Raw genomic sequence first — 20,616 nt, 5'->3', positions numbered from 1 at the left:
TCTCCCGTGCGCAGGGTGGACAGCGAACCGGTGTCAGGCACTCGCGCTGAGCTGGGCGGGGTGTATCGGCGGTAGCAGCGCGACGGCTTGACCGGTGTCGGTGACCAAGCCGGTGTCGATGTCGGTCGCCGCGCCGTGCGCGGCGTAGCGGTAACTGCCCCAACGGGTTCGGGCACGGTCGATGGACACCGCGGTGGTGAGACGGAACCGGGTGCCGGCCGCGTGCGGCAGTGTGTCCGGGACGATGGCATGGCCTTGAGTTCCTGGCCCGGTGCTCAGTTCGACGCGGCGCGTGCGTGTGGCGACAAGGTCTTGGCTACGCCCCAATCGCATCGGCCAGACGGGGCGGCGCAGCGCGTGCTGCCAGCGGTCGAGGTCGGTGACGAGCCAGACAGTGAGGGTGGTCATAGCGAGAAAGTCTCGGTCTTTGATGGTGATGTTGGCGGGGGTGCCAGGGTTGGCGAGCGGGTGGTAGGTCTCGAGGTCGGTGCCGAACCCCGCCGCGTGGAAGGTCATCGCGAATCGGGTGGTGTCAGCGACGCGGTCCCACCCGCCGGCCGCGGCGGCGAGCGCCCCGCCGACTGTGGACGGCGGCGGGCAGGGCAGTCCCACTTGCAGTCCGTCATAGAGCGGGTTGCGGAAACTGACGATCGGCGCGGTGAACACGATTTCCAGGGCCGGGGGCATGATCGCTTCCTGTGTGACGACGAGGCGCGGCGGCCCCTCGAAGGTGGTGAGGTGCCGGTCAGTCGGTGGGGTCGTCGAACCAGTCGTCGCGGTGGCCCTCAAGGAACTCCTGGGCGAGAGTGTGGAGCACGGTACGCGGGTGATCGAGAATGATCGTCTCGTCCTCGATCAGGTCCGCGAGGTCGGTGCGCGCCTTCTCGCGGGAATCGCCGAGAAATCCTGGTGCCCATCCGATCCGGACGGGGCCGTCGAGTTCGCTTTCCCACGCCGCGATCTCTTCGCGCAGGACATCGACGTCGAAATAGGTTTCGCGATCACGGTTCCGGACGACACGGGTGAAGGGGTTGGTGCCGCCTTTGATCGGTGCGAGCACGATCAGCCCCGGGGTCCGATCACCATAGTGAGCCGACTGCTTGGCGCCACCCTTGACCGACGCCATGGCACGCAGCAGGACCGCGACACGGCGGCGGCGTTCCTCGATCGGCAGACGCACACACCGCGTCCCCCGCAGCGATACCTCCGTCGCCGACCCCGCGAGCAGCTCGGCCGCCACGGTGGGCGGAAGCGCGGATTTCATTGCGTTGCCGCCGATTTCGAAGGTGCCCACGCGTGGCAGATCGAGCAGAAGGTCGCCGGCCAGGTCAGCGGTATACATCTCGTGTTCGTGGATGACGGGGTTGGTGTCGGGTCCGAAGCCACGGCTCATGGTGCCGAAATCCATGACTGGGCGGTTGGGGACCACGGCCACCAGGGTGCCGGTGGCCAGCACCGTGTCACGCATGAACGTCTTCGACTCACCCCTCTTGCCACCGACGGTGTCGGCTTTCACCGCGATCATGTAGCCGAACAGATCGTCGTCGAGGAACTGGTCGGGCCGCCCCTGGGTGTAGGCCTGCTGCTTCTTGCCCTCACCGCTGCGCACCACCGGCGACACCGGCTCACCGGCGGGCAGCGAGTCACGCAGCCACCGCCGCGACGCCTGCGCGGACACATACGGCACCCGGTCACGGCCGACGGTGAACTGCTTGACCATCCCGCGGTTGTCTTCACCTCTGCCGTTGTTGGGTGCACCGGCCTTGATCTCAAGTACGGTCTTGCCCACCAGATAGCTCATCGCGATTCCTCTTCACTGTCGTTGTCGGCGGCGTGTTTCCCGGCTTCGGTAACGAGTTCTTCCAGTTCCTCGGGTGAGCCACTCGGTTTCCACCCTCGGGCGGCGAGCGCTTCGATCACCGCGAAGAACAGCAGCCGCCGGTGGGCCCAGCGGTTGTCACCGTCGAAGAGCAGGCGACTATCTCGCGTGGACAGCAGGACCGCGGGCATGCCGTCGGGGCGGTGGCCGTCTTTGAGTAGCCACGCGACACTGTTGGTGCGGAACCAGCCGTCGAGGTTGCCGCCTCTGGCGTTGGCGCGCACGAATCCCTGGAATGGTCCGGGCCGCGCGTCCTGGCCCAGCAACGCCGCAAGTCGATGAGCCAGTTCGGTGAGTTGGGTGACGTCGTTCTCGTCCAAGTTGAGTACCTCTACGCAGTAGGAGTTCACCAGGGCAGCAAGGGTGATCGCCTCGTCGGGGACGGTGCCGCGATCGGAAAGTGCCTCCAAAAGCCAGTTCACCACCCGCGAGAGCACCACGGCGGGACTGTCGAACACTCGCTTGGCCAGAAACTCTTCGCCGGGAACGGAATTGGAGGCTTGAGTCGTGAGCAACGCGCCGTAACCGGCGCGGCGGTCGGGATGGCGGGCCGTGGACCGCAGCCATTGAGCGATCGGCTCGGTCAGCTCCTGCGTGCGCAGGTACTGCTCCTTGTTGGAGTTCGACAGCACGATCAGCTCGACACCGGCTGTGATCCGCCGATCGTAGGAACGCACCCGATCGAGCACCATGCGTTCGCGAGCGTAAGGGGCGGCCTTGACCTTCGCAGGCGGCATCTGCGAAATGGATAGTGTGCGAGCGACAGCGACAGCGGTCATGCGTGCGAGAAACTCCTCGTCCCAGGAGTGGATCGCCGTGGCACGCCCCCCGGACAGGTCACAGCCATAGGGAAAGGCCCACAAACTCGCGACGCACGCGAAGCACAGGGGTGTGCCCTGATGTCCCGGTGCGGTCGTGTTGCGGTGTTCGACGCTGGCACCCAGGGGGATGTCGACCTTGCCGTACCAGTCACACGCCGGGCGGTCGCAATACGCGCACGGCACGCCCGGCCACACTGTGATGTCGGCGTCTCGAGGAATCCGACGCCATTGTCCGATCAGCTCACGGCGTTGCTGTTCGGATTGCTTGCCGCGGGCGGTGGGGTTGATCTTGGAGTTGGGCCACAGCGCATAACTTGCCGAAAGCCAGAAGCCGCCGGCATCGCCGGGCTTGTCGACCCCGGCGGTCAGACACAGATGCTCGGTCATCTTGTCGACGGCCCCGTCGAACTGCTCGACAGTCATCTGGTCGGGGTGGTCCCGTTCGGCCAGTCGAGCGAGCGCGAAGGCGCCGATGCGTTGCAGCGGACTAGCGGTGAGTATCACGGTGCGCTGCTGGATCAGGGCATCGGACATGGGTTTCCCTTCCTGACAGTCCGCGACCTCGACGGACGCTGCGACAAGGCCGGGGTCAGCAACAGATCCAGCCCATACCAGCGGAATTGGCCTGGCCCAGGCCCCAATCATGGAGGGCCTGAAGGGTTTCGGGGGCGCCGACAACATCGACTTCGACACACGCGCCGGGTTTCTTACCGCCAGGTCCCGTGGCGCTGCCCACCGCGAACGATCGTTTCGCTCCGACCCAGCCGACTCGCTCCAACGTCACGTCCGTGTCCAAGCCCAATGTTTCGGCTTTGCGTCGCAGATTCGCTTCGATGTAGACATCCCACTCGGGCTCACCCGGCAAGCACCACGCTTGCCGGGTTGTGCGCGTACCGGACTCGTCCCGACCCGAGGACTTCATCACGACCGGGGTGCTGGTGCGGAACCTCGCCCTCCCGGACGTGAAGTCCGTCGGCTCGACAGTGTCGACAGCATCGATAATGAATGCGGCTGCACCCCACGCGATGACCGGCATCGTCGTCAGCGCCTTCGCCCACGCCTCGACGATCTCCGGTAGCGGGCTGCCCAGTTCGAGGATCCCCGGACCGCCGGCCGGGTAAGCGCCCGCTCGTCGCCGCGCTGCCGGAAAGACCGGGGCCGAGTACCCGAAGGGCGCCATCCCGAAGCGGCCGTAACCATGGGCGTGCAACCCAGCCCCCAGTTCGGGTGCCGCACTCTCGAGCAACGCGTAAGCCAACGCACGCCCAGGTCGGAGCACATCGACCCAGGGCAACTCTGCCGCGCCGGTGTGGAAACTCAGCCGCAGACGCATGCGATATACCCCCCATATCTCGAACCGTCGAAACCAGGACCGAGCGCTTGAGGGCGCTACTTGTCGGAGGTCACCGCCATGATCATGACCAGCGGCACGACACCAACGTATGCCCGAGAAATCCTGCCCGTCAATCCCCAAATATTAAACACGACAAAAGATTCCGACCGACCGGAACAATTTGCCCGCTGGCTATAATCAAGACAGCTCATCGCCTTCGAACGGCACTGTGGTTGGCCCGCTCGAGTTGGTCGCAACTGTTTCACGTTCGGGGAGAACGCCTCTGAATGATGAAACCCATCGCCCCTGCGAGGGGATCACGCGGGTCTGCGCCGATCTCAAGCCGACGATCGACATGCCCGACAAGAACAAGCGGCTGCACCAGAAGCCGACTGAGATGGAGCCAGTCAACGGTGGTCCCGAGCTCGACCAGCCCAGCCGGAGCGCTGCAGTCGCCTGGGCCATCTCATCCAATTCGACAGCTCGGCTATTCGTGATCGCCTGTGCCACAGGGAAGATCGAGGCGTCGCACAGGTCGTATCATGAGCGAAAGTCATCTCTGACGCGAAACACTGCACAGCAGTGCTGAATTCGTTCATGTCCCGACCCCGGCACTCGCGAAATACATACCCGCACAGAGGTACCGGTGACCACCGACGAGATCTGTGAGATGCTCTAGGAAGGGCACCCGGACCTGGATTGATGCATACGCTTCAATCAGTCGGGTTGATGGATACGGCTCAACCCGCAAGTCACCCGAATAGCGGAATCTGCTGCGCCGCATACCGGGGTCACCGTGGTGATCAGATGCTCACCTGGGTTCAGGCGCTTCTCGCGATTGGGGCGGCGTTGTTCGCGAAACCTCTTCGCACAGCCCAGAGTTAGGCGATCGCGAACAATGCCGGATCCCCTCGTCGGGTCTTCTCATGGTGGCCTGGTGCAGGTGCTCGGTGACCGTCAGGCGGGTTCCGACGAAGACGGTTTCCCGATCCGGCCGCCGTGGATGATGATCGGTTCGTACATCCAGTCCTGCGGTGCCGAACGTCCGCAAGTTTGCGAGTACTGAAGGGTGCGCACCGCGAAGTTCAGGTGCCATTCTAGCTGATGGTGCTGCCGAGTCCTCGTGTTCGTCCGACAAATCCAGTTGGTGCGGCCGTCCTGAGAACTGATAATCGTTCGATGGCCAAGAAGTCGCTGCGAACGATCGCGGAGTTGCTCCACGATGTCGAGCCGATCACTCTTCAGGAACTGCGGGAGCGACCGCGAGACGACGATCAGACCGGTTTCGAGCTCGAACTGTCACGAGAGCGGTTCCCGATTCCGGAGTTGATCCGATTCGTCATGATGGAACTGGGCCTCAAGAACCTGGGCCACAATGAGAAGGTCGCGTGGCAGTTCCCGTTCGTATCCGGCAACAGACTCGGCCTCGTGCTGTTGCGCAAGTTCGGACTGAGACTCTCCGTTTGGTGCAGTCGAGACGATCTCGCAGATGCGCAGGCCTGGGCATCGACATTTGTGGGCCGATTGGGCGCAAGCCAGCGGGCCGCTGAGTCACTGTTGCAAGGACTTGCCAGTCAGCAGTTCGAGCAAGGGAAGGTGACGTTGCGCAACCAGTACGTCGAACTACGTGAGACGTACCTGTACTTCCGCGAGGGTGCGCGTCTCGCATTCGCCGGCGAAGGGCGAATCCCCGAACGAAGCCCAAGCGGCGGATATTACATTTTCCGGGAACAACGCGAGGGATCGTATAACGTGCTGGCAATGTGCACGGCGTACTTCTCACTCGTGGAACATGTTCTGGCACTGTCTCTTCCGTTCCTTGAAACCTGGCCGGGGCCAGCGGAGATGAACGTCCGCAAGTTCATCGGGCAATCGTGGTCGGACAAGTACCGGTACGTGTTCGGCACCCACGGATCTGGGCCCGCCAGCGACTTCTTCACCCGCCTGAGCAAGATCGCTGAGCGACATCGAAATACGTACGCTCACGGCGCCTTCGGCAAAGAAGATGCGACGATCTACTTCCACGTTCCAGGAGTCGGTGCCATCCCAGGCAACATGACGGCCGTTAAGAACAGCCCGCAGTTTGCCTTCTTTCCGACCAGCGATGACGACTTCGCCGAAGTCTGCAGCACTTTCGATGAGTGGGAACGGTACCTCGGATCGTCGCTCGACTTCGGCACGGCGTGGCAGTGGATCACATCCGGACTCGATGTGCGCTACGACGGTGCGTTTGTAGACCAGGTGCGGGCTGCGATCGATGACGGCGAGCTCGAAACTCTCATTTACAGGACGGCGATGGAGTGGGAACGACACGCAAACATGGACTATTGACGATCTGCGCTCATGAATCACTCGGTTGGCCGTGACGCTCGCGCACTGCTTTCTTTGATTGTGGTACTGAGCATTTCGGACACCGCGGGGTTCTGCTGGTGCGGCGGCGTGGCTTCGGCGATGGTGAAGGGGTCGCGGCAGACCCCGCACAGGATCGGGCCGGCGTCGATGGTCTTCTGCCGAGCACGCACCCGCCGCGGCGGCGTGCACCCACACACCAACGCACGGCCATTACGTGGGGCCTTCTCCTCAGCGTCGTCGTCTTCCTCGTTGTGGTCGCCGGCGCCTTCGTCGTTGACCCCGACCGGGTCGTGTTCGGAACGCCGGTGGGCCACCAGGACCCGTTCCAATGCCTCGATCTCGCGGCCGTACTCGCCGGCGGTCGCATCCGGGACCGTGGTCAGTGACCAGCCACTGCCGGCACTGCGTTCGACGCCCAGCCCGAACTCGGCCGCGATCTCCCGGAACTTCCCGTTGTGGTAAGCACCGCCGCGGCTGGTGTCAGCGACACCCCGCGCCGACGCCGCACCGTGAACGGCCTCGTGCAGCAGGGTGCCCAGCACCTCGCGCGCACCGAACGCCAGCCCTTCCCCACCGACGAACAACTCCGGCAGCAACTCCGGGCCATGTTCCCAGCGCGCCAGCCCGAAGTGCCCCAACCGCACACCCTTACGGCCCGCGGAACCAGCTGCCATGGTCACCACGACATCCGGCACATCCGGATGCCGCACACGCAACTGGCCCCAAATCGATTCGATAGTGGTGATCAGAGAACCTGCGATGGCGGTCATACCACGCCCCTCAGAACTTGATGATTATCCATCAATTCTACCGAAAAAGGCTGCCCACCAAGGCTTTTGATTAATACGGTTCAATTACAGATTTGATGGATAGTCATCAAATCGGCTGCTCTCCAATATATTTCGCTCTGATAGATCCATTGATACATACGGATCAACCGATTGATGGCTACTCATCAATCGCCCCGGCCGGCATCCCTTCGTTGTGGTCCCTCGTCGTCACCCCGTACGAGACCTGACTTCGCGCTCACACGCCCCCTTGTGGTTTCGTCCTCTGACGCGACCTGCTCCCAACGCACCGTGCCATGCCAACCCGCCCCCTTGTGGTCCCCTCTTGTGGTCTCTCTTCCTTGTGGTCCTTCGTCTTCTGGTTCTTCTATCCTTCTGCTCTCAGCTGTTTGGTGGTGGTTTGCCTCCCGCCTGATCCCCACTATCTTCAGCGAAGCGGGAGATAGTGGGGATCAGGCGGGAGGCGGACCGCCACCAAACACCCAGTTCAGGGCGATTTTCATCGCACTTTTATCGCAACGCTTGTGTGCATTCATTGTGCATCCAGTGTGCATTCATTCCGCATTCGTTCCGCATCGAAAATCGGTGCCAGACAGGGCAGATGATGCATCCGAGGCCACCCCCACCAGGCTTCAGGCCACGTGCGACGGTGCACGCCCCAGCACTCCGAACACGTGCGCCGACACCTGTAGGCGAAATCCCTATAACCTACCGGAAGGTCTGATATTGCTTAGCCCATACCGGAAAGACTTGGTCTACACCCATACTCCCCAGCTAGATTGCCGCGGTAGTCATCACTCAACCCGCACCGCCCAATGCGTACTATCGGGCGTGGTTAAAAGTGGTGCAGCCGTAGCCAGTTTGGCTTTTCTGGGTGGGTTGGCGGCCACAGTGGGGGCCCTCACTGCAGTTCATGCCCTGCGTGACGGTTACAGCGCCGGCTTCGCCGACCTGTACACCGTCATGCCATGGGGATGGTTGCGCGGCTACTACTGGCTGGCAGCCGTTTTCGATCCGAGCGCAGCGCTCCTACTGATCGTCGGTGCGATCCTGCTGATCGTGCGCCGAGGACCAGGACAGATCCTGGTGATTGCAGGTTGTGCCCTGGTGATCATGCTGGGCGTCTTCGGAGCAGTCGTCAAACCGGACCTCCTCGGTACCGGCCCGGCAGGATTCATGGACCACGTGATCCGCCTTGCCCTGCTCGGCTTTCCGATCATCACGATCGCCTTGGCGAAACCCCGCCTCACCCGCCGACCCGTTTGACGACCGCGTCCGCGACGGCACCCGCATCGCCGTCCGCCAACTCGATCACGGCGGTGGGCCTGACCCGTACGGCGCAGTTCCATTGCCGGTCCACCGCTAGCGGATTCAGCGAAGCAGGTTGGATCGAAGCTGGGGTTCGATGCCAGCACGGTGCCGGCTGGCCTTGCCGCGGCGAGGGGTGAGGATGCGGGAGGCGGTGGCGAGACGGCCGCATGCAACCTAAAACAACTGATTCGAAGCACCCAACCCCCGACCTGTCGTCGGATCGACAACATCGAACGGAACCTCGTCAGTTATCAGCCTCTGATAGACCCCGTCGTACTCTGAATCATGTACGGCCAGCATTAGAAGCTCCTCTGCGCGAGTAGCTCCAACATAGAGAACGCGACGGGCTTCACCTTCCAGGCCAGCAAGCCACTGGCCAACGCCCGTTTCGTGAGGCTGCCACTTATCTTTGTTATCAGGAACGATAACTGTAACGAACTTTCGCTGCAAACCTTTGTAATTGTGTATGGTGGAAAACTCGAAAATCGGCTGCTTCGCCGACGGTAGGTTCGACCATTTGTCCAACTTTGGCTTTTGAATCGCTCCGGCGCGGACCCAATGAAAGTCGTGCTCTTGAAGTGAAGACACGAGGCAAGCCTTAAACTCTGAAGGTGCAAGCGCGCGATCAAAATTGACAGCATGCGCGAGCCGCAAGACCTTGGCGAGGTACTCTCGTTCGGAAAGCCCTATTGCATCATAAAATTCGTGAGTGGCAAGTTGGTTATAGGCATCATGTGATGCCTCATGCAGGCAAACCGTGAGATTCTTCAATGCATCCCGACGCTTGGATCCTTCGTTGGACGTCGATTGGAGGGCTTCGACAGCGATCGCGATTCGGGCCAATCTTGCCTCAGAGACGAGCTCGGCCGCCGACCCGCCAGCGCATGACGCCGCCTGGCGGCGGCCGTGAGCTAGGACAATACAGTCCTCATTAACGATCCCGTAGGCTTCGGCTACTTTTGTCTTGGCCGCAGCGACGGCCGGTGGTTTGTCATACTTTAGTAGCAATATTGGGGTATTGATGTCACGGTTTCGGCCAACAGAAATATCAGTCTCGTTCGATGCGCGCAGGCTGTTCGCTGCACTGCATATAGCGGGCGTGCTTCGGAAGTTGCCGTTGAGTCGCTCACCGAGAGGTGCAAGTAGCTCCAGCCTGCGCGCCGCGTTTTCTGAGCGTCCTCGAAACTCGTAAATCGCTTGGTCGGGGTCGCCTACCAATACTAGGTGTATGCCAGAATTCTCGATCAACTCCAATATCTGGACGTCTTCATCGGAGCAGTCTTGAACCTCATCGACTACTACCTCGAAAAATCGATGGATCAGGATCTTCGTTAAGCTCTTACGAAGCTCACTGTCGTCGATGTAATCAAGTGCAATTTTTCGCGAAGCCTCAGCGCTGAGATAACCCTTACTGATGTAGTTTCGCCGTATCGTTTCGGCCTGTTGTTCAAACGACCGCACCTGCCATACCGGGAGCTTGTCGAACTTCGTGCGATGCTCAGAAGGGATGCTGTGCCGCGACAGTTGCGCAGCGCCGCTGCGATCGAAGGTGAACCAGTCCAACGACGCCCAGAAATCTTTGGACTTGACCGACGTATGTGGCAATTGGCTCCAAACATCGATGAATCGAGGAGCCATCTCTTTCTGGGATGTCCACACCGGGCTGACGATAAACCGATTGATGAACTTGTCAATCGTTCCTACAAAGTTTGGGCAGAGGAGCAAATCTGGCTTTGATGAGCAGCGTACTGCAGCCTCATCCGCGGCGGCATTTGTGAAGGAGAGAAGCGCCATCCCTTTGCGTGGGTGATGGTTCGGGCGGCGTACGTAGCGCTCCGCGATTGCCTGGGTCTTTCCGGCTCCAGGGCACGCCAGCACATACTGGGATCCTGTCCCATCGATGAGCCGAAGCTGCTCCGGGGTGAAAGTGCGTTCGGAGTCAGGCAACCTGTTCTCCAATTATGAATTTGATGGCCTTTGCAAGGTAGTCAGGGCACTGATATCCGCTCGATATCGCTAGTTGTATTGCAAAATCATGCGCAAACTGGCCTTTGCTAATGAACTTATCTACCTTGCGAAGTTTGGTATAGAAGGCAAGCGCAGGATCCGGTGATGAGACGATCGATTCCCATGTCCGCTTAGAACGAGTCTTCTGCGCGAGGAAAGCCTTTCTGAAGACTTCTGCGTTGGAAACGGTAGGTTCCAGAAGGTCGGCCTCAAGTGTGTGCGGTGCTTCCGCGATATGTATGGCGTCGGACGCGCCCAGCGCCTGCGCCAACTCTCGCAAATCAGATGCTCGGTTGTAGACGACTTCTTCCGAGGTATCATCCTCTTCATTGACCGAGTCGGGTGCATCCGCTTCGCCGTCAGTTTGTTCTTTGGGCAGCTCAGGATCCTTGTCGGTGACCGCTACAAGCCGGTCCACAAGCCGATGCCCATCGATCTTCTGGAGCAATAGCTTGATGTATGGCTCGAAATCGACACTTCCGACATTTATCAGAGAGATCCCTCGGAAGCGTTGTAGCAACGCAGCCTTATCCTGTCCGTCGAGCACCGCATACCGGGCTAGGGCGGGGATGATCACCATCTCGGATATTCCCTCGACCAGGACTACATTCCGCGCAAAGAGGAGCTCAGCTCTCGTCACGTCGAGGTATTGGTTGATCTTTCTTTTCTCTTTGTCATCGAGATTCAGCTTCGATAGAGCCAGCGCGCAGGTGCGCGGGGGAGCGTAGGTCTCGGACTGGTCGCTGATTGCCTTAACCACGACAATGTTGTCGAGCCCAACTGCACTGGCGAGATTTGGGGAATGCGTCGTGGCGACGACTTGAATACGCCCAGCCGGCCGCGCGCCATCATCGATGGTGGCGGACTGCCGCGCTTGGTCGCGAAGATAATCGAGCAGAACCGCCTGAAGCTGCGGGTGCAAGTGGGCTTCTGGTTCCTCCACGAGGAAGAGTGTCAGTTCAGATTCGTGTACGTTGCTGAGCTCTAGAACGACCGTAGCCAAGTAGAGAAGATTGGCATAGCCAAGACCCGAGTTCATCAGGTCCTGGAGATCGAGTTCGTGCTCGGACATTTTTACACGTAAGCTGCGAGCCAAGCGGTCCAGGCGAATATCGTCGAAACCAAGCCCTACCTTTTGGCCCCGGATAGGCGCGGTGAGTGCCGTCAGCTCGGTTTGAATCTTTTTACGCGGTTCGGTGATCGCTGGATGATCCTCTAGATCCTTCAGCTGCTTACTCGCAAGTGTTAGAAATGCGTCTTGCTCTTCGCTAGTCAATAGACCCTGAATGATAGTGGCAAGCCGATTCCCCGACCCCGAATCAAGCTCACGGTTGGCATCCCTGAGTGGTGCTAAGTAGACGTGGTTGATTTGTTCGCGCTTCTCTGGCTCAGTGTCGGATCGTCCATACTTTCCTGCGGAAAAATCGACCCGTGATTGCCTTGGCTTGGCGAAGTTTGGAGTGTAGGTCGCCCGATAGGTGGCAGCTTCTGTCACCATATCGTAGGCGGCAACATAATGAGCGGCCTGAAAGTCGGAGAGGCCACTGAATTCGGTCTCAATTATGACTGGGCTCGGGTCTCTGCGGTTAACATCATCGAGTTCGAAGTATCGCGTTCGGCGTCGGCTCAGCGGCATCGTCGATAGCCTGAGCGCTTCGATGATATTTGACTTTCCCGCGTTGTTCTCGCCGACTAAGATTGTGATGTCAGGCTGGAGAATCACGGTCGTGTCGATACACGATCGAAAGTTTGAGATCTTCACTTGGCGCAAATGCATTGCGTTCTGTGAGTCGGTATCGGAAGTGGTAATTGTAGGCTCGCCCTTCATGCGGGTATTGCACAATTGGTGATCGGATTTGCCCGGGAGCATCAGGGGTTCACGCGGGGGTGTGGCACGGTTTATCGAAATCGACACGCCATACGTGACCGATGGGTTCCCCTATCTCCCGACCCTGCGCATTCCAAGCCTTCAAGGAGGCTGCCGGGCCGCTCACGATCGCCAGAAACCACCTAGTTAACAATATACTGCATGTCAATCCGGTTTAACAGTGCGAAATGCGCTGGGGCGGCTCGCCCAAGAGACGTGCCGCGATCCGACGCTTTCGAACTGGACGGTTGTTTAACGACCTGGTTGTGGGAGCTTTTGTCGTTGTTATTTCCGAATTTGCCGCTTGACGCCAAGTGCCGTCACAGGTGGGGGTACTTGAAGATTGGGCGCATCGATAGTCCAAGCCCCTCGAACACTGCTCATCAAACGCTCGGCAGGTTGTTTTCGGCGGGGCGGACGTACGGCTCCCGGCGCAGGTGCTCAACGTATTGGTTCTTCATGTACGCGGCTGCTTCGTCCTGTGAGGGGTCTTTGTAGGTGTCGGGTTGACGCCAAGGGCAGGCCATCAGATAGTCGTGCGCAACCGCCGCGCGCACCGGCCACGGTTGGGAGCCCATCTCGCGCAGAGCCTGCTGGGCCGCCGACCCTATTCTCTGGCTGATCCGGCGAAGCTGCAGCGGGTCGAAGATGGCCAGCACAGACCCGACGCCCACGGGCGGATTGGTGCCTATTCCGACGTGGCCTGCGTTGGTCAGCAGGAACATTGGGTCGTCCGGCGGTACGTGCTTGGCTGCCCGCTCCCAGCCTTGCGTGCGGTGCCATGACGTCATAGCGCGGGCGACGACATCCGGGCCAGTTGCGCCCAGTCGCTGTACGTACGGGACAACGATGCTCCAGTACTGCTCTTCCGCGTCGAGGACAGCCTGTTCGATGTTGCCGAGCAGGCCGAGTACAGCCTCGCCCGGGATCGCGATGCTGATCGGATCACTGTCGACATCGCTAACTCGAAGCGTGACGCATCCTGCAATGCTGCGTACCTCGACGCGGTCCACAACCAGCATCGTCCGAATCCGAACCAGGCGTGGTGGTTTGCCCTTGCCGCTTCGGGTCTTGCGGTTCTTTGTCACAGCTAACCCCTTCGAATGACCAACACTGGGTGAACGAAGAGCTCACGACGCCGCCTACCGTACAGCCGTGCTCCGACAGACTCCGCACTCTGTCACGCCGCGAGAGGTTGACCCCGTCCCGACCCGGCGGCGTCCATCTGGAACTCGGCACGGCAGGGCTGGCCAAATACCGGTAGCGAACGATCTCGATTCGGAAAGGCTTCACAGGACTGCCGTCACGACTGCCCGTTTGAACAGCAAAAACCGACCAGTTGCCAGGGATGCTATGCGGCTCAAAGTATCTGCACCACAGTTTGATTCGGGCGCTGTGCCTCATCAAGTACCAAAAGGCCCGCGGTGGGCCTCAGACACCAAGCCGGTGCTCAAGGCCCGCGATCGCGTCCGCGTGGGCCGTCGTCGCTGAATCCATGATCCAGATGTCCTCGTTAATGGGGAAGAAGCCGATGGACTCCCACACATGACGGACCTTCTTCAACTCGCTGGTGAAGTCCGGTGAGCCGTGTTCGAGTTCGAAGGGCTGCGGGTACGTCACAGCTATTGAGTAGAGATCGCCCATCAGTTGGCGGAGGATGTGTCCCATCAATACTCGGCCGATGCCACCCCGACCCCGGAACTCTGAGGCGAGAGAGACCCGGTCGATGAAGACGATCCGTCCCGGTGGCATCTCGATATGGTCCTCGACCTCTGCTCGAAGATTGTTGCTGGTGGCATTGAAGACTGCCGCTGCCAACTTCTCATAGTCGGCACTGACTGCGTCCAGCGCCCGGTACACGCACTCACTGGTCGTCCACCGATCGACCACGATGCCGTTCATCCACAGTAGCGTCCGAACCGTCGGTTCTCCGGCCCCTCGCCCAGTCTGGTCCCAGGAGCGCAGTTGGCCTCGGCCGTGCCACCACGAGATGCCCGGTCCGGTTTGACCGTTATCCCTGACGGGAGCGCTGATCTCGGTCTCGACATGCACATCATCCCAATCGATATCGTCCATGGGGGGATGCTACGAGTGGACGGTCATGGAGCCGGCCAACTCCAGAATGCTCGTCGAGACACCCCACTAAGTCCCACCAAATTGACTCGCCGCCAGCATGTTTCGAAATTGCGTTCGATAGCCCGGAGTTGTTCTAATGCGGCCAATTTCGGAGCTAGCCAGGGCATTTCAGTTGTGATTGACAACAGTAGGTCGCATCGAGTAGCGATGCCTCAGCCTAATCCCTAGGTCGCAGGTTCGATTCCTGCCGGGGGCGCAAAGTGTGACTGACCAGCGAAAACGCTGGCAGTTACACCAATACCCAGCCCATACAGCGCTCAAACACCAAGGAACTTTCACGAATAGACTCGTGAGATGGGGCAGGATCTCGACGCCATCTCAGAGCTTCTGGAGGACTTTGTCACCGAGCTGCGGCGCACCAACAAGGCCAAGGGCACCATCGACGTCTACAGCCGCGATGTCGGCTACTTCGTCGCCTTCCTCGAATCTCAGTCCCCACCCATCGAACCGAACGCCGACGCCCTGACCCGCGACAACATCGGCGCATACATCATCGACACCCTCGGCCGAACCAACCGCCGCACCGGCAAACCCATCACCCCCGAGTACGCCCACCGCCAGTACCGCAGCCTCCAGCAGTTCTGCACGTACCTGGAGGCCGAGGAAATCCTCGAATCCAACCCGTTCGACAAGATGAGCCCACCGCGCGTCCCCGAGAAGCCGGTCCCGGTCCCACCCATCGAAGACCTCCGAAAACTGTTGGCCGCCTGCGAAGGCACCGATTTCGAGGCCCGCCGCGACACCGCGATCATCCGCCTGCTGACCGATATCGGCCCACGCGTCGGCGAGATCGCCGCCCTCGACGTCGACGCCCTGGACTTCCAGGAGAACACCGCCTTGGTGATCGGCAAGGGCCGACGCCCCCGTGTTCTTCCCTTCGGTGACAAAACCCGCATCGCCCTGCGCCGCTACCTCCGCATCCGCGCCCGACATCCCAAGGCTGCCAACGACAATCCCGCCCTATGGCTCGGCAAACGCGGCCGAATGACCAGTTGGGGCATCTACCAACTCCTGGAACGCCGCGCCGAAGCCGCAGGCATCCCCCACCTCCACCCGCACCAACTACGCCACTTCTTCGCCCACAATTGGCTCGCAAATGGTGGCCAGGAGCAGGACCTCATGATGCTGGCCGGTTGGCGTTCCCGCCAGATGATCGGCCGCTACGCCCGCGCCACCGCCGAGGCCCGAGCCCGCGACGCCCACCGCAAGGCCCGCCTCGGCGACAAGCTGTAGTCGAGGTCGCAAAACTGTCCAGTCCGAACTGGTCAGGTCAGCGCGTTATTGTCCGCCGGAGGTTTGTACCGCGAACTATTCCAGGGGTCTAGCGGTGGGTGACATTCTCGACGTCGACCTAGCATCGGGGAGGTGCTGCGCGAGCTACGAGCCGATACAACCTTCGAATCGATATCGACGTACAGGAACGCAAACTCGGCCCGCTTGGAAGCTGAACGCGTGGACCGCCAGCGCAAGCTGGACGAAGAGTCCGACGACGACTACTACGAGCGCGGCTCAGTCAAGGCCCCGGGTTGGCAGAAGATGGTCGAATTCGGATCGGGGTCAGTCCAATGAATCGATCCAATCGTTCATGTCGGTCCGTACGACGTCTCCTGCATAGATGCTACCGAGGCCTTGCACGTACTGAGAGTTCAGAAGCCCCTGGTTGTGGTCGTTCAGGTTTCCAAAGAAGTCGGAACCGACAAAGATCGGCTTCTGCCATTGGCGTCCGGCCTCGTGAGCCAGATGCGCGGCGCGGTTCACGACGTCACCCATGTATATGACCTCGTTGATGCCGCTGCCGCTGTAACCCGCCTTGATCATCAGCGCACGCCCCCAGTCGGCACCGATGCCGATGCTGATGGGGTCAATGCCCTTCTTTTCGAAGTGTTGATTGAGGAGTTTCTTCAATGTGTTTGCCTGGAAGGCGACGGCGAAGACGTCGTCGATATGAGACTTGAAAGGTGTGTTGTAGACGGCCCATACACAGTCTCCAACGATATTCACTTCTCTCACGAAGGGTTCCGAGTTGAGCAAGGCCACCATCTCGGAGATGAACGAACGGTAGATCTTCGCGAGTGTCGGTCGCTTGTGCTTTTGTGTGAGGGTGGAAGAACCCCGAATGTCGACAAAGAGTGCGGAGCATGTCCCGTAGAAGCCATTGGTGAAGGTCAGCTTGTCCCGATCGGGCAGCCCGTCGACCTCCTGGAACGTCCCGGACGGCTGGTTCAGAATCTCCTTAATCCGTTCCGAGCTCTTGATGTAGTCGTAGGGCTTGTAATTGCCGTCCATCGAGGCCCCTCCTATGAGCAACTAATGCCGACGACGATTGCCAGTGCCGCAACGACTACACCGGTCGCCAGTGCGGAACGAATCGCCCACTTGGCAGACCTCGCCTTGATCGTAGCGATCTTCGCGTTCGCGTGGACCTGGGCGGAGAGGTGCTTGATCAGCTCGGAGTCGTCCCCAGTAAGGGTGCTGAGAACCTCGCTGTACTGCTGCCGTCTGCTCTTGAAGTGTTGGGAGATGCTGCCGAAATACAGCAAATTGATGGACTGGGGATCAGCATCGCCGTCGTTCACACGAGGTGTGAGTGTCCATCCGCATAGCGCGGCCGTCAGAAACAAGAGTGCACACGTGAGAACGACCAGCAGATCGAATGCCGTCGTGCGATGGTGGAAATCCTTGACGAGGTTGAAGACCATCGTTGCGAGCACGCCAGTGAAAGCCAGCGTCACGCCAGCCTTTGCGTCCGCATGCCGGATCCACTCATTCATCAGCGCAAGTGTTTTCCAAGCATGTTCCGGGTTGGGGCCAGGGGTGACGTCATCCCGATCGGTGACCGCTCGGTTGCCGCGCGAGAGCCAAGGTCTGAACATGGGATGAGGGTACTGAGAAGGTACGACATTCAAGTACCACTGAGCAGGCTTCGATATGCGCGCTCCCGCGTCGCCCACTGGCCGGTAGGTGCCTCCGATCTTGCCGGACAGGTTGCAGTGCCATCACGCCCTGGGCGATACATGTCAACCGTGATCTGCTCTGAGGTTCACCCCGGATGGTGGACACCGATTTAGCGGGACCGAGGTCCTGCTGGAAGGATGTCCATCATGCCTCCTCGCAAGCGTCGGTCGTTCACGGCCGAGTACAAGGTCGAGGCTGCGCACCGGGTGATCGACACCGGTCGCACGATCGCCGAGGTCGCCCGCGAGCTGGGTCTCAACGAGGGCCTTCTGAGCAATTGGGTCAAGGACGAACGCCGCCGCAGCGAGGCCGCCGCAGCACACGGTGACACGCCCCTGGATCCGGCCGAACGCGCCGAACTACTGGCCTTACGGCGGCGAGTTACCGAGCAGGACAAAGACATTGCGTTCCTGAGAAAAGCCTCGGCGTACTTTGCCGCGATGCAGAACAACCGCAACGGTTCGCTCTGATGGCGAAGTACGCCTGCCCCGATGTCACCCAGATCGCCGGCACCGGGCAGGCATCGCACAGGTTCTCCATCACCCGCATGGCACGCCTGCTGGACGTATCGGCATCTGGCTTCCATCAGTGGCGAAACCGCAGGGCTGCAAAGGAACTCACCTCGCGACAACAGCGACGTGCGGACCTGACGGTGAAGGTCCTCGACGTGCACGCCGACTCGCACGGCACCTACGGGTCACCACGGATCACCGCGGAGCTGCGCGAGCGCGGCGAGACGGTCACCGCCAAGACCATCGCCAAGATCATGGCCGAGATCGGGATCGAGGGCATCAGCCCGCGCACCTTCAAAGTCCGCACCACTATGGTCGATCCGGCCGCGTCGTTCCCGCCGGATCTGGTGGTCCGGACCTTCGATCAGGGCCGTCTCGATGCCGTCTGGTTGACCGATATCACCTATCTGAGCTGCGGAGAAGGTGACATGTTCTTGTGCGCGATCCGCGACGGGCATTCCCGCCGCGTGCTCGCCCACATCACCGCCGACCATATCGGCGCTGACATGGTCACCGCCGCCATCGACGCAGCGGTGGCCGCACGTGGTTACCGCCCCGAGGGTACGGTGCTACATTCGGACCGCGGTGGCGAGTTCACCGCCAGGCTTACCGCGAAAGCCTGTGCCCGACACGGGCTTCGGCGGTCGATGGGTGAGACCGGGATCTGCTGGGACAACAGTCCTGCCGAATCGTTCTGGTCGAGTTTCAAGCACGAGCACTATTACCGGCACGTCTACCCAACGAAGGCCGAACTCGTTGCCTCAGTTGACAATTGGATAGACTGGTACAACAGCACTCGACGCCACTCCACGATCGGAATGCTCAGCCCTCTGCGCTATGAGCAATCCCTGACAGCCACAACGGAAGCTGCCTAGCCAACTGTCCACCGTTCGGGGTGAACCTCACGCCACACTCTGGCACGGTGGAGCACACCAGTGACCATCTACGGCATACCGGCCGATCCGGATCGAGAGTGAACCCTGTCCTGCGATCGGTTAGGTTGTGTCAGCGGCCAGTCACGATCCCCACCAGCGGCCGGGCGAGGATCGTTGTCTGTAGTCAGCGTTAGCCCGTTTGTTGGATCCGAGGGACCGGTCGTGCCGACATTGGCGGTTGGCTCCTGCGGTTTCCACGCTGTCTTCGGGCGGTGGTACAGGGGCCGTCAAGGGCGTTCGCCTAACTTCCGGCGACCACCTATCAGTACCTGATCGTCGGTACAGGGTGGGAGGGGTCCACCGCCCTGATCTTGGTCGGAGCGCGGGCGGCGGACCCCATTTCGACAGACGCACAGAAAGCGCGCCTGTGGGTATTGGGGGGAATGTATTCACCCCGCGTTCACTAGATGTGACGCTTGTCACCTGGTCCTCTTTTTCGCTTCCGACATGCAGATATGGGCGGGGAAGATACGGCGGACAACTGCAGATTCACACTCGGAGCGGCCCAACTTCTTGGTCGGAGCGCGACCGGTTCGAGTGTTCCTTTCGACAGACGCGCGGGAGAGCAACATGTATGTTGACCGTCCGCTCGACCACGACCAGCCCGAGGCGGCGCATGGTCTGGTTCGAGCGATTCGAAGGCAGCGCTGGACCGGCGGCTTGCTGTCCGTCGATGTGATCACCGGCTGGGGGGCGGCGCCGTGGCCGCACGTCGCACAGATGGCCCAGGCGGCGACGCTGCCGATCGCCTGCCTCATCGTTCTTGAGCTGGGCTGGTCTGCAGCCCAGCATGTGCGGTGGCTGCTGGCCAATACCGACGTGATCGTGATCAAACTCCCAGCCCGCCGGAGGCGATGACGTGAGCACTCGCACCAGCGTCGCGAATTCGCCGCTGGCCATGGTCAGATTCCACGAGCTAAGCGCTCGACTCGAGGAGTTGGGCCAACTTTCCCTGTTCGACTCAACCGAGTTGCTAGGGCCCATTGAGCTCGCCCAGTACAGGGAACGGCTCGCGACCCGGCACGCAGAGTTCGAGCAGTTCTTCCGCAGGTGCGCTCCGGGCCTGGTGGGCTTCCTTGTGATGCAGGGTGCGAGCACCGCCGACGCAAACGAGATCGTGCAGGAGTCGATGATCGAGGCGTTCAGGGACTGGACGGCGATCACGTACCCGGCGAGCTGGATTCGAGTGGTGATTATTCGTAAACTGCGCCACCGCATGCGTCTAGCCGCTCGTGAGTCTTCGCTGGATCTGTTGCTGGCCGGGAACGAGGATCAGCGGTTGCTGTCGAGTGGGGACGAGTTCACCGCCGAGGAATCTCTGGAAGCAATGCTGACCAAGCTGGATCTGAACCGCTTCCTGCAACGGCTGCCTCAGCGCCAACGCCAGATTCTCGCTTGGACAGCGCAGGGGTACACCCCCACGGAGATCGCCAGCTTCCTCCACATCAGCCCCGAAGGAGTCCGGTCCTCTCTTCACAAGGCGCGAAATACCTTGCGTCCCTTAGTAGAAACCGAAGGGGTGTACCGCCGGGCGAACTCGCCACAGTACCCAACGAGGCCCTCGTCTACATAGACACAGGGCGGGGGCGCGTGAGGGAGGCGGGCAGGCCCGTCCTGCCCGCTTAGTGCCCGCCTTAGGTGCCGCAGTACCTCCCGATTCCAGGGGACGCGCCGACCGAATTTCCGACACCAGGCCGCACGGCAATCGCGATAGTGGGAG

Annotated in this window: 19 protein-coding genes; 8 read left to right on the top strand and 11 right to left on the bottom strand. The window is 60.8% G+C overall.

Features of this window, described 5'->3' with window-relative positions:
* Nucleotides 1-33 precede the first annotated feature (33 nt).
* Genes cas5 through ACFXKA_RS04540 form a run of 4 tightly spaced genes read right to left on the bottom strand, consistent with a single transcriptional unit; the run spans nucleotide 34 to nucleotide 4,033 of the window.
* On the bottom strand, nucleotides 34-687 hold the full coding sequence (cas5, locus tag ACFXKA_RS04555) for a CRISPR-associated protein Cas5 (protein WP_379426055.1): 654 nt from the start codon (nucleotides 685-687) through the stop codon (nucleotides 34-36).
* A gap of 58 nt (nucleotides 688-745) precedes the next feature.
* The gene (gene cas7i / locus ACFXKA_RS04550) at nucleotides 746-1,801 is read right to left on the bottom strand and encodes a type I-B CRISPR-associated protein Cas7/Cst2/DevR (RefSeq protein ID WP_379426054.1); all 1,056 of its coding nucleotides are present in this window, start codon (nucleotides 1,799-1,801) and stop codon (nucleotides 746-748) included.
* Entirely contained in the window at nucleotides 1,798-3,345 is a 1,548-nt protein-coding gene (locus tag ACFXKA_RS04545) for a hypothetical protein (RefSeq protein WP_379426052.1), read from the bottom strand. Before ACFXKA_RS04545 ends, cas7i begins: the two co-directional genes overlap by 4 nt.
* Nucleotides 3,290-4,033: a CRISPR-associated endoribonuclease Cas6 gene (locus ACFXKA_RS04540; protein WP_379426051.1), complete on the bottom strand. Its 744-nt coding sequence runs from the start codon at nucleotides 4,031-4,033 to the stop codon at nucleotides 3,290-3,292. The genes ACFXKA_RS04545 and ACFXKA_RS04540 overlap by 56 nt, the downstream gene beginning before the upstream one ends.
* Nucleotides 4,034-5,212: 1,179 nt before the next feature.
* On the opposite strand from ACFXKA_RS04540, the gene ACFXKA_RS04535 reads away from it, so the two are divergent.
* Nucleotides 5,213-6,364: a hypothetical protein gene (locus tag ACFXKA_RS04535; RefSeq protein ID WP_379426050.1), complete on the top strand. Its 1,152-nt coding sequence runs from the start codon at nucleotides 5,213-5,215 to the stop codon at nucleotides 6,362-6,364.
* 17 nt (nucleotides 6,365-6,381) lie between these two features.
* Here ACFXKA_RS04535 and ACFXKA_RS04530 read toward each other — a convergent pair whose 3' ends face one another.
* Nucleotides 6,382-7,155 carry a hypothetical protein gene (locus ACFXKA_RS04530; RefSeq protein WP_379426049.1) on the bottom strand — a complete coding sequence of 258 codons (774 nt, stop codon included), beginning with the start codon at nucleotides 7,153-7,155 and terminating at the stop codon, nucleotides 6,382-6,384.
* 849 nt (nucleotides 7,156-8,004) lie between these two features.
* Between ACFXKA_RS04530 and ACFXKA_RS04525 the strand changes: the two genes are divergently transcribed.
* Nucleotides 8,005-8,439 carry a hypothetical protein gene (locus tag ACFXKA_RS04525; protein WP_379426048.1) on the top strand — a complete coding sequence of 145 codons (435 nt, stop codon included), beginning with the start codon at nucleotides 8,005-8,007 and terminating at the stop codon, nucleotides 8,437-8,439.
* A gap of 219 nt (nucleotides 8,440-8,658) precedes the next feature.
* Here ACFXKA_RS04525 and ACFXKA_RS04520 read toward each other — a convergent pair whose 3' ends face one another.
* The 4 genes from ACFXKA_RS04520 to ACFXKA_RS04505 all read right to left on the bottom strand — a co-directional run bounded on the left by ACFXKA_RS04520 (nucleotide 8,659) and on the right by ACFXKA_RS04505 (nucleotide 14,434).
* Nucleotides 8,659-10,431, bottom strand: a complete 1,773-nt coding sequence (locus ACFXKA_RS04520) for a UvrD-helicase domain-containing protein (RefSeq protein WP_379426046.1) — start codon at nucleotides 10,429-10,431, stop codon at nucleotides 8,659-8,661.
* Nucleotides 10,424-12,319, bottom strand: a complete 1,896-nt coding sequence (locus ACFXKA_RS04515; RefSeq protein ID WP_379426045.1) for an ATP-dependent endonuclease — start codon at nucleotides 12,317-12,319, stop codon at nucleotides 10,424-10,426. The genes ACFXKA_RS04520 and ACFXKA_RS04515 overlap by 8 nt, the downstream gene beginning before the upstream one ends.
* Before the next feature lie 422 nt (nucleotides 12,320-12,741).
* Nucleotides 12,742-13,446 (bottom strand): hypothetical protein, encoded by a 705-nt coding sequence (locus ACFXKA_RS04510; RefSeq protein ID WP_379426043.1) that lies wholly within the window; start codon nucleotides 13,444-13,446, stop codon nucleotides 12,742-12,744.
* A gap of 343 nt (nucleotides 13,447-13,789) precedes the next feature.
* Nucleotides 13,790-14,434: a hypothetical protein gene (locus ACFXKA_RS04505; protein WP_379426042.1), complete on the bottom strand. Its 645-nt coding sequence runs from the start codon at nucleotides 14,432-14,434 to the stop codon at nucleotides 13,790-13,792.
* A 354-nt stretch (nucleotides 14,435-14,788) separates the two neighbouring features.
* Between ACFXKA_RS04505 and ACFXKA_RS04500 the strand changes: the two genes are divergently transcribed.
* Both ACFXKA_RS04500 and ACFXKA_RS04495 read left to right on the top strand, forming a co-directional pair.
* Nucleotides 14,789-15,727 carry a tyrosine-type recombinase/integrase gene (locus ACFXKA_RS04500; protein WP_379426041.1) on the top strand — a complete coding sequence of 313 codons (939 nt, stop codon included), beginning with the start codon at nucleotides 14,789-14,791 and terminating at the stop codon, nucleotides 15,725-15,727.
* Nucleotides 15,728-15,859: 132 nt separating this feature from the next.
* A complete protein-coding gene (locus ACFXKA_RS04495; RefSeq protein ID WP_379426039.1) occupies nucleotides 15,860-16,063 on the top strand; it encodes a hypothetical protein in 204 nt (67 codons plus the stop codon).
* Here the strand turns inward: ACFXKA_RS04495 and ACFXKA_RS04490 are convergent.
* Together ACFXKA_RS04490 and ACFXKA_RS04485 are read right to left on the bottom strand one after the other, a co-directional pair.
* On the bottom strand, nucleotides 16,052-16,780 hold the full coding sequence (locus ACFXKA_RS04490; protein WP_379426038.1) for an adenylate/guanylate cyclase domain-containing protein: 729 nt from the start codon (nucleotides 16,778-16,780) through the stop codon (nucleotides 16,052-16,054). The genes ACFXKA_RS04495 and ACFXKA_RS04490 overlap by 12 nt on opposite strands.
* 11 nt (nucleotides 16,781-16,791) lie before the next feature.
* A complete protein-coding gene (locus tag ACFXKA_RS04485; protein WP_379426036.1) occupies nucleotides 16,792-17,367 on the bottom strand; it encodes a Pycsar system effector family protein in 576 nt (191 codons plus the stop codon).
* A 219-nt stretch (nucleotides 17,368-17,586) separates the two neighbouring features.
* Here ACFXKA_RS04485 and ACFXKA_RS04480 point away from each other — a divergent pair, with 219 nt between their 5' ends.
* The 4 genes from ACFXKA_RS04480 to ACFXKA_RS04465 all read left to right on the top strand — a co-directional run bounded on the left by ACFXKA_RS04480 (nucleotide 17,587) and on the right by ACFXKA_RS04465 (nucleotide 20,469).
* The gene (locus ACFXKA_RS04480; RefSeq protein WP_379426035.1) at nucleotides 17,587-17,919 is read left to right on the top strand and encodes a transposase; all 333 of its coding nucleotides are present in this window, start codon (nucleotides 17,587-17,589) and stop codon (nucleotides 17,917-17,919) included.
* Nucleotides 17,919-18,836 carry an IS3 family transposase gene (locus ACFXKA_RS04475; protein WP_379426033.1) on the top strand — a complete coding sequence of 306 codons (918 nt, stop codon included), beginning with the start codon at nucleotides 17,919-17,921 and terminating at the stop codon, nucleotides 18,834-18,836. Before ACFXKA_RS04480 ends, ACFXKA_RS04475 begins: the two co-directional genes overlap by 1 nt.
* Nucleotides 18,837-19,466: 630 nt before the next feature.
* Nucleotides 19,467-19,754 carry a hypothetical protein gene (locus ACFXKA_RS04470; RefSeq protein ID WP_379426031.1) on the top strand — a complete coding sequence of 96 codons (288 nt, stop codon included), beginning with the start codon at nucleotides 19,467-19,469 and terminating at the stop codon, nucleotides 19,752-19,754.
* 1 nt (nucleotide 19,755) lies between these two features.
* Nucleotides 19,756-20,469 (top strand): RNA polymerase sigma factor, encoded by a 714-nt coding sequence (locus tag ACFXKA_RS04465; protein ID WP_379426029.1) that lies wholly within the window; start codon nucleotides 19,756-19,758, stop codon nucleotides 20,467-20,469.
* Nucleotides 20,470-20,616: the final 147 nt, after the last annotated feature.

Origin of the sequence: Nocardia sp. NPDC059228 (assembly GCF_042754245.1) — a bacterium.
In the GTDB taxonomy this organism is placed as follows: Bacteria; Actinomycetota; Actinomycetes; order Mycobacteriales; family Mycobacteriaceae; genus Nocardia.
This window is presented reverse-complemented; position numbering and strand designations above follow the sequence as displayed.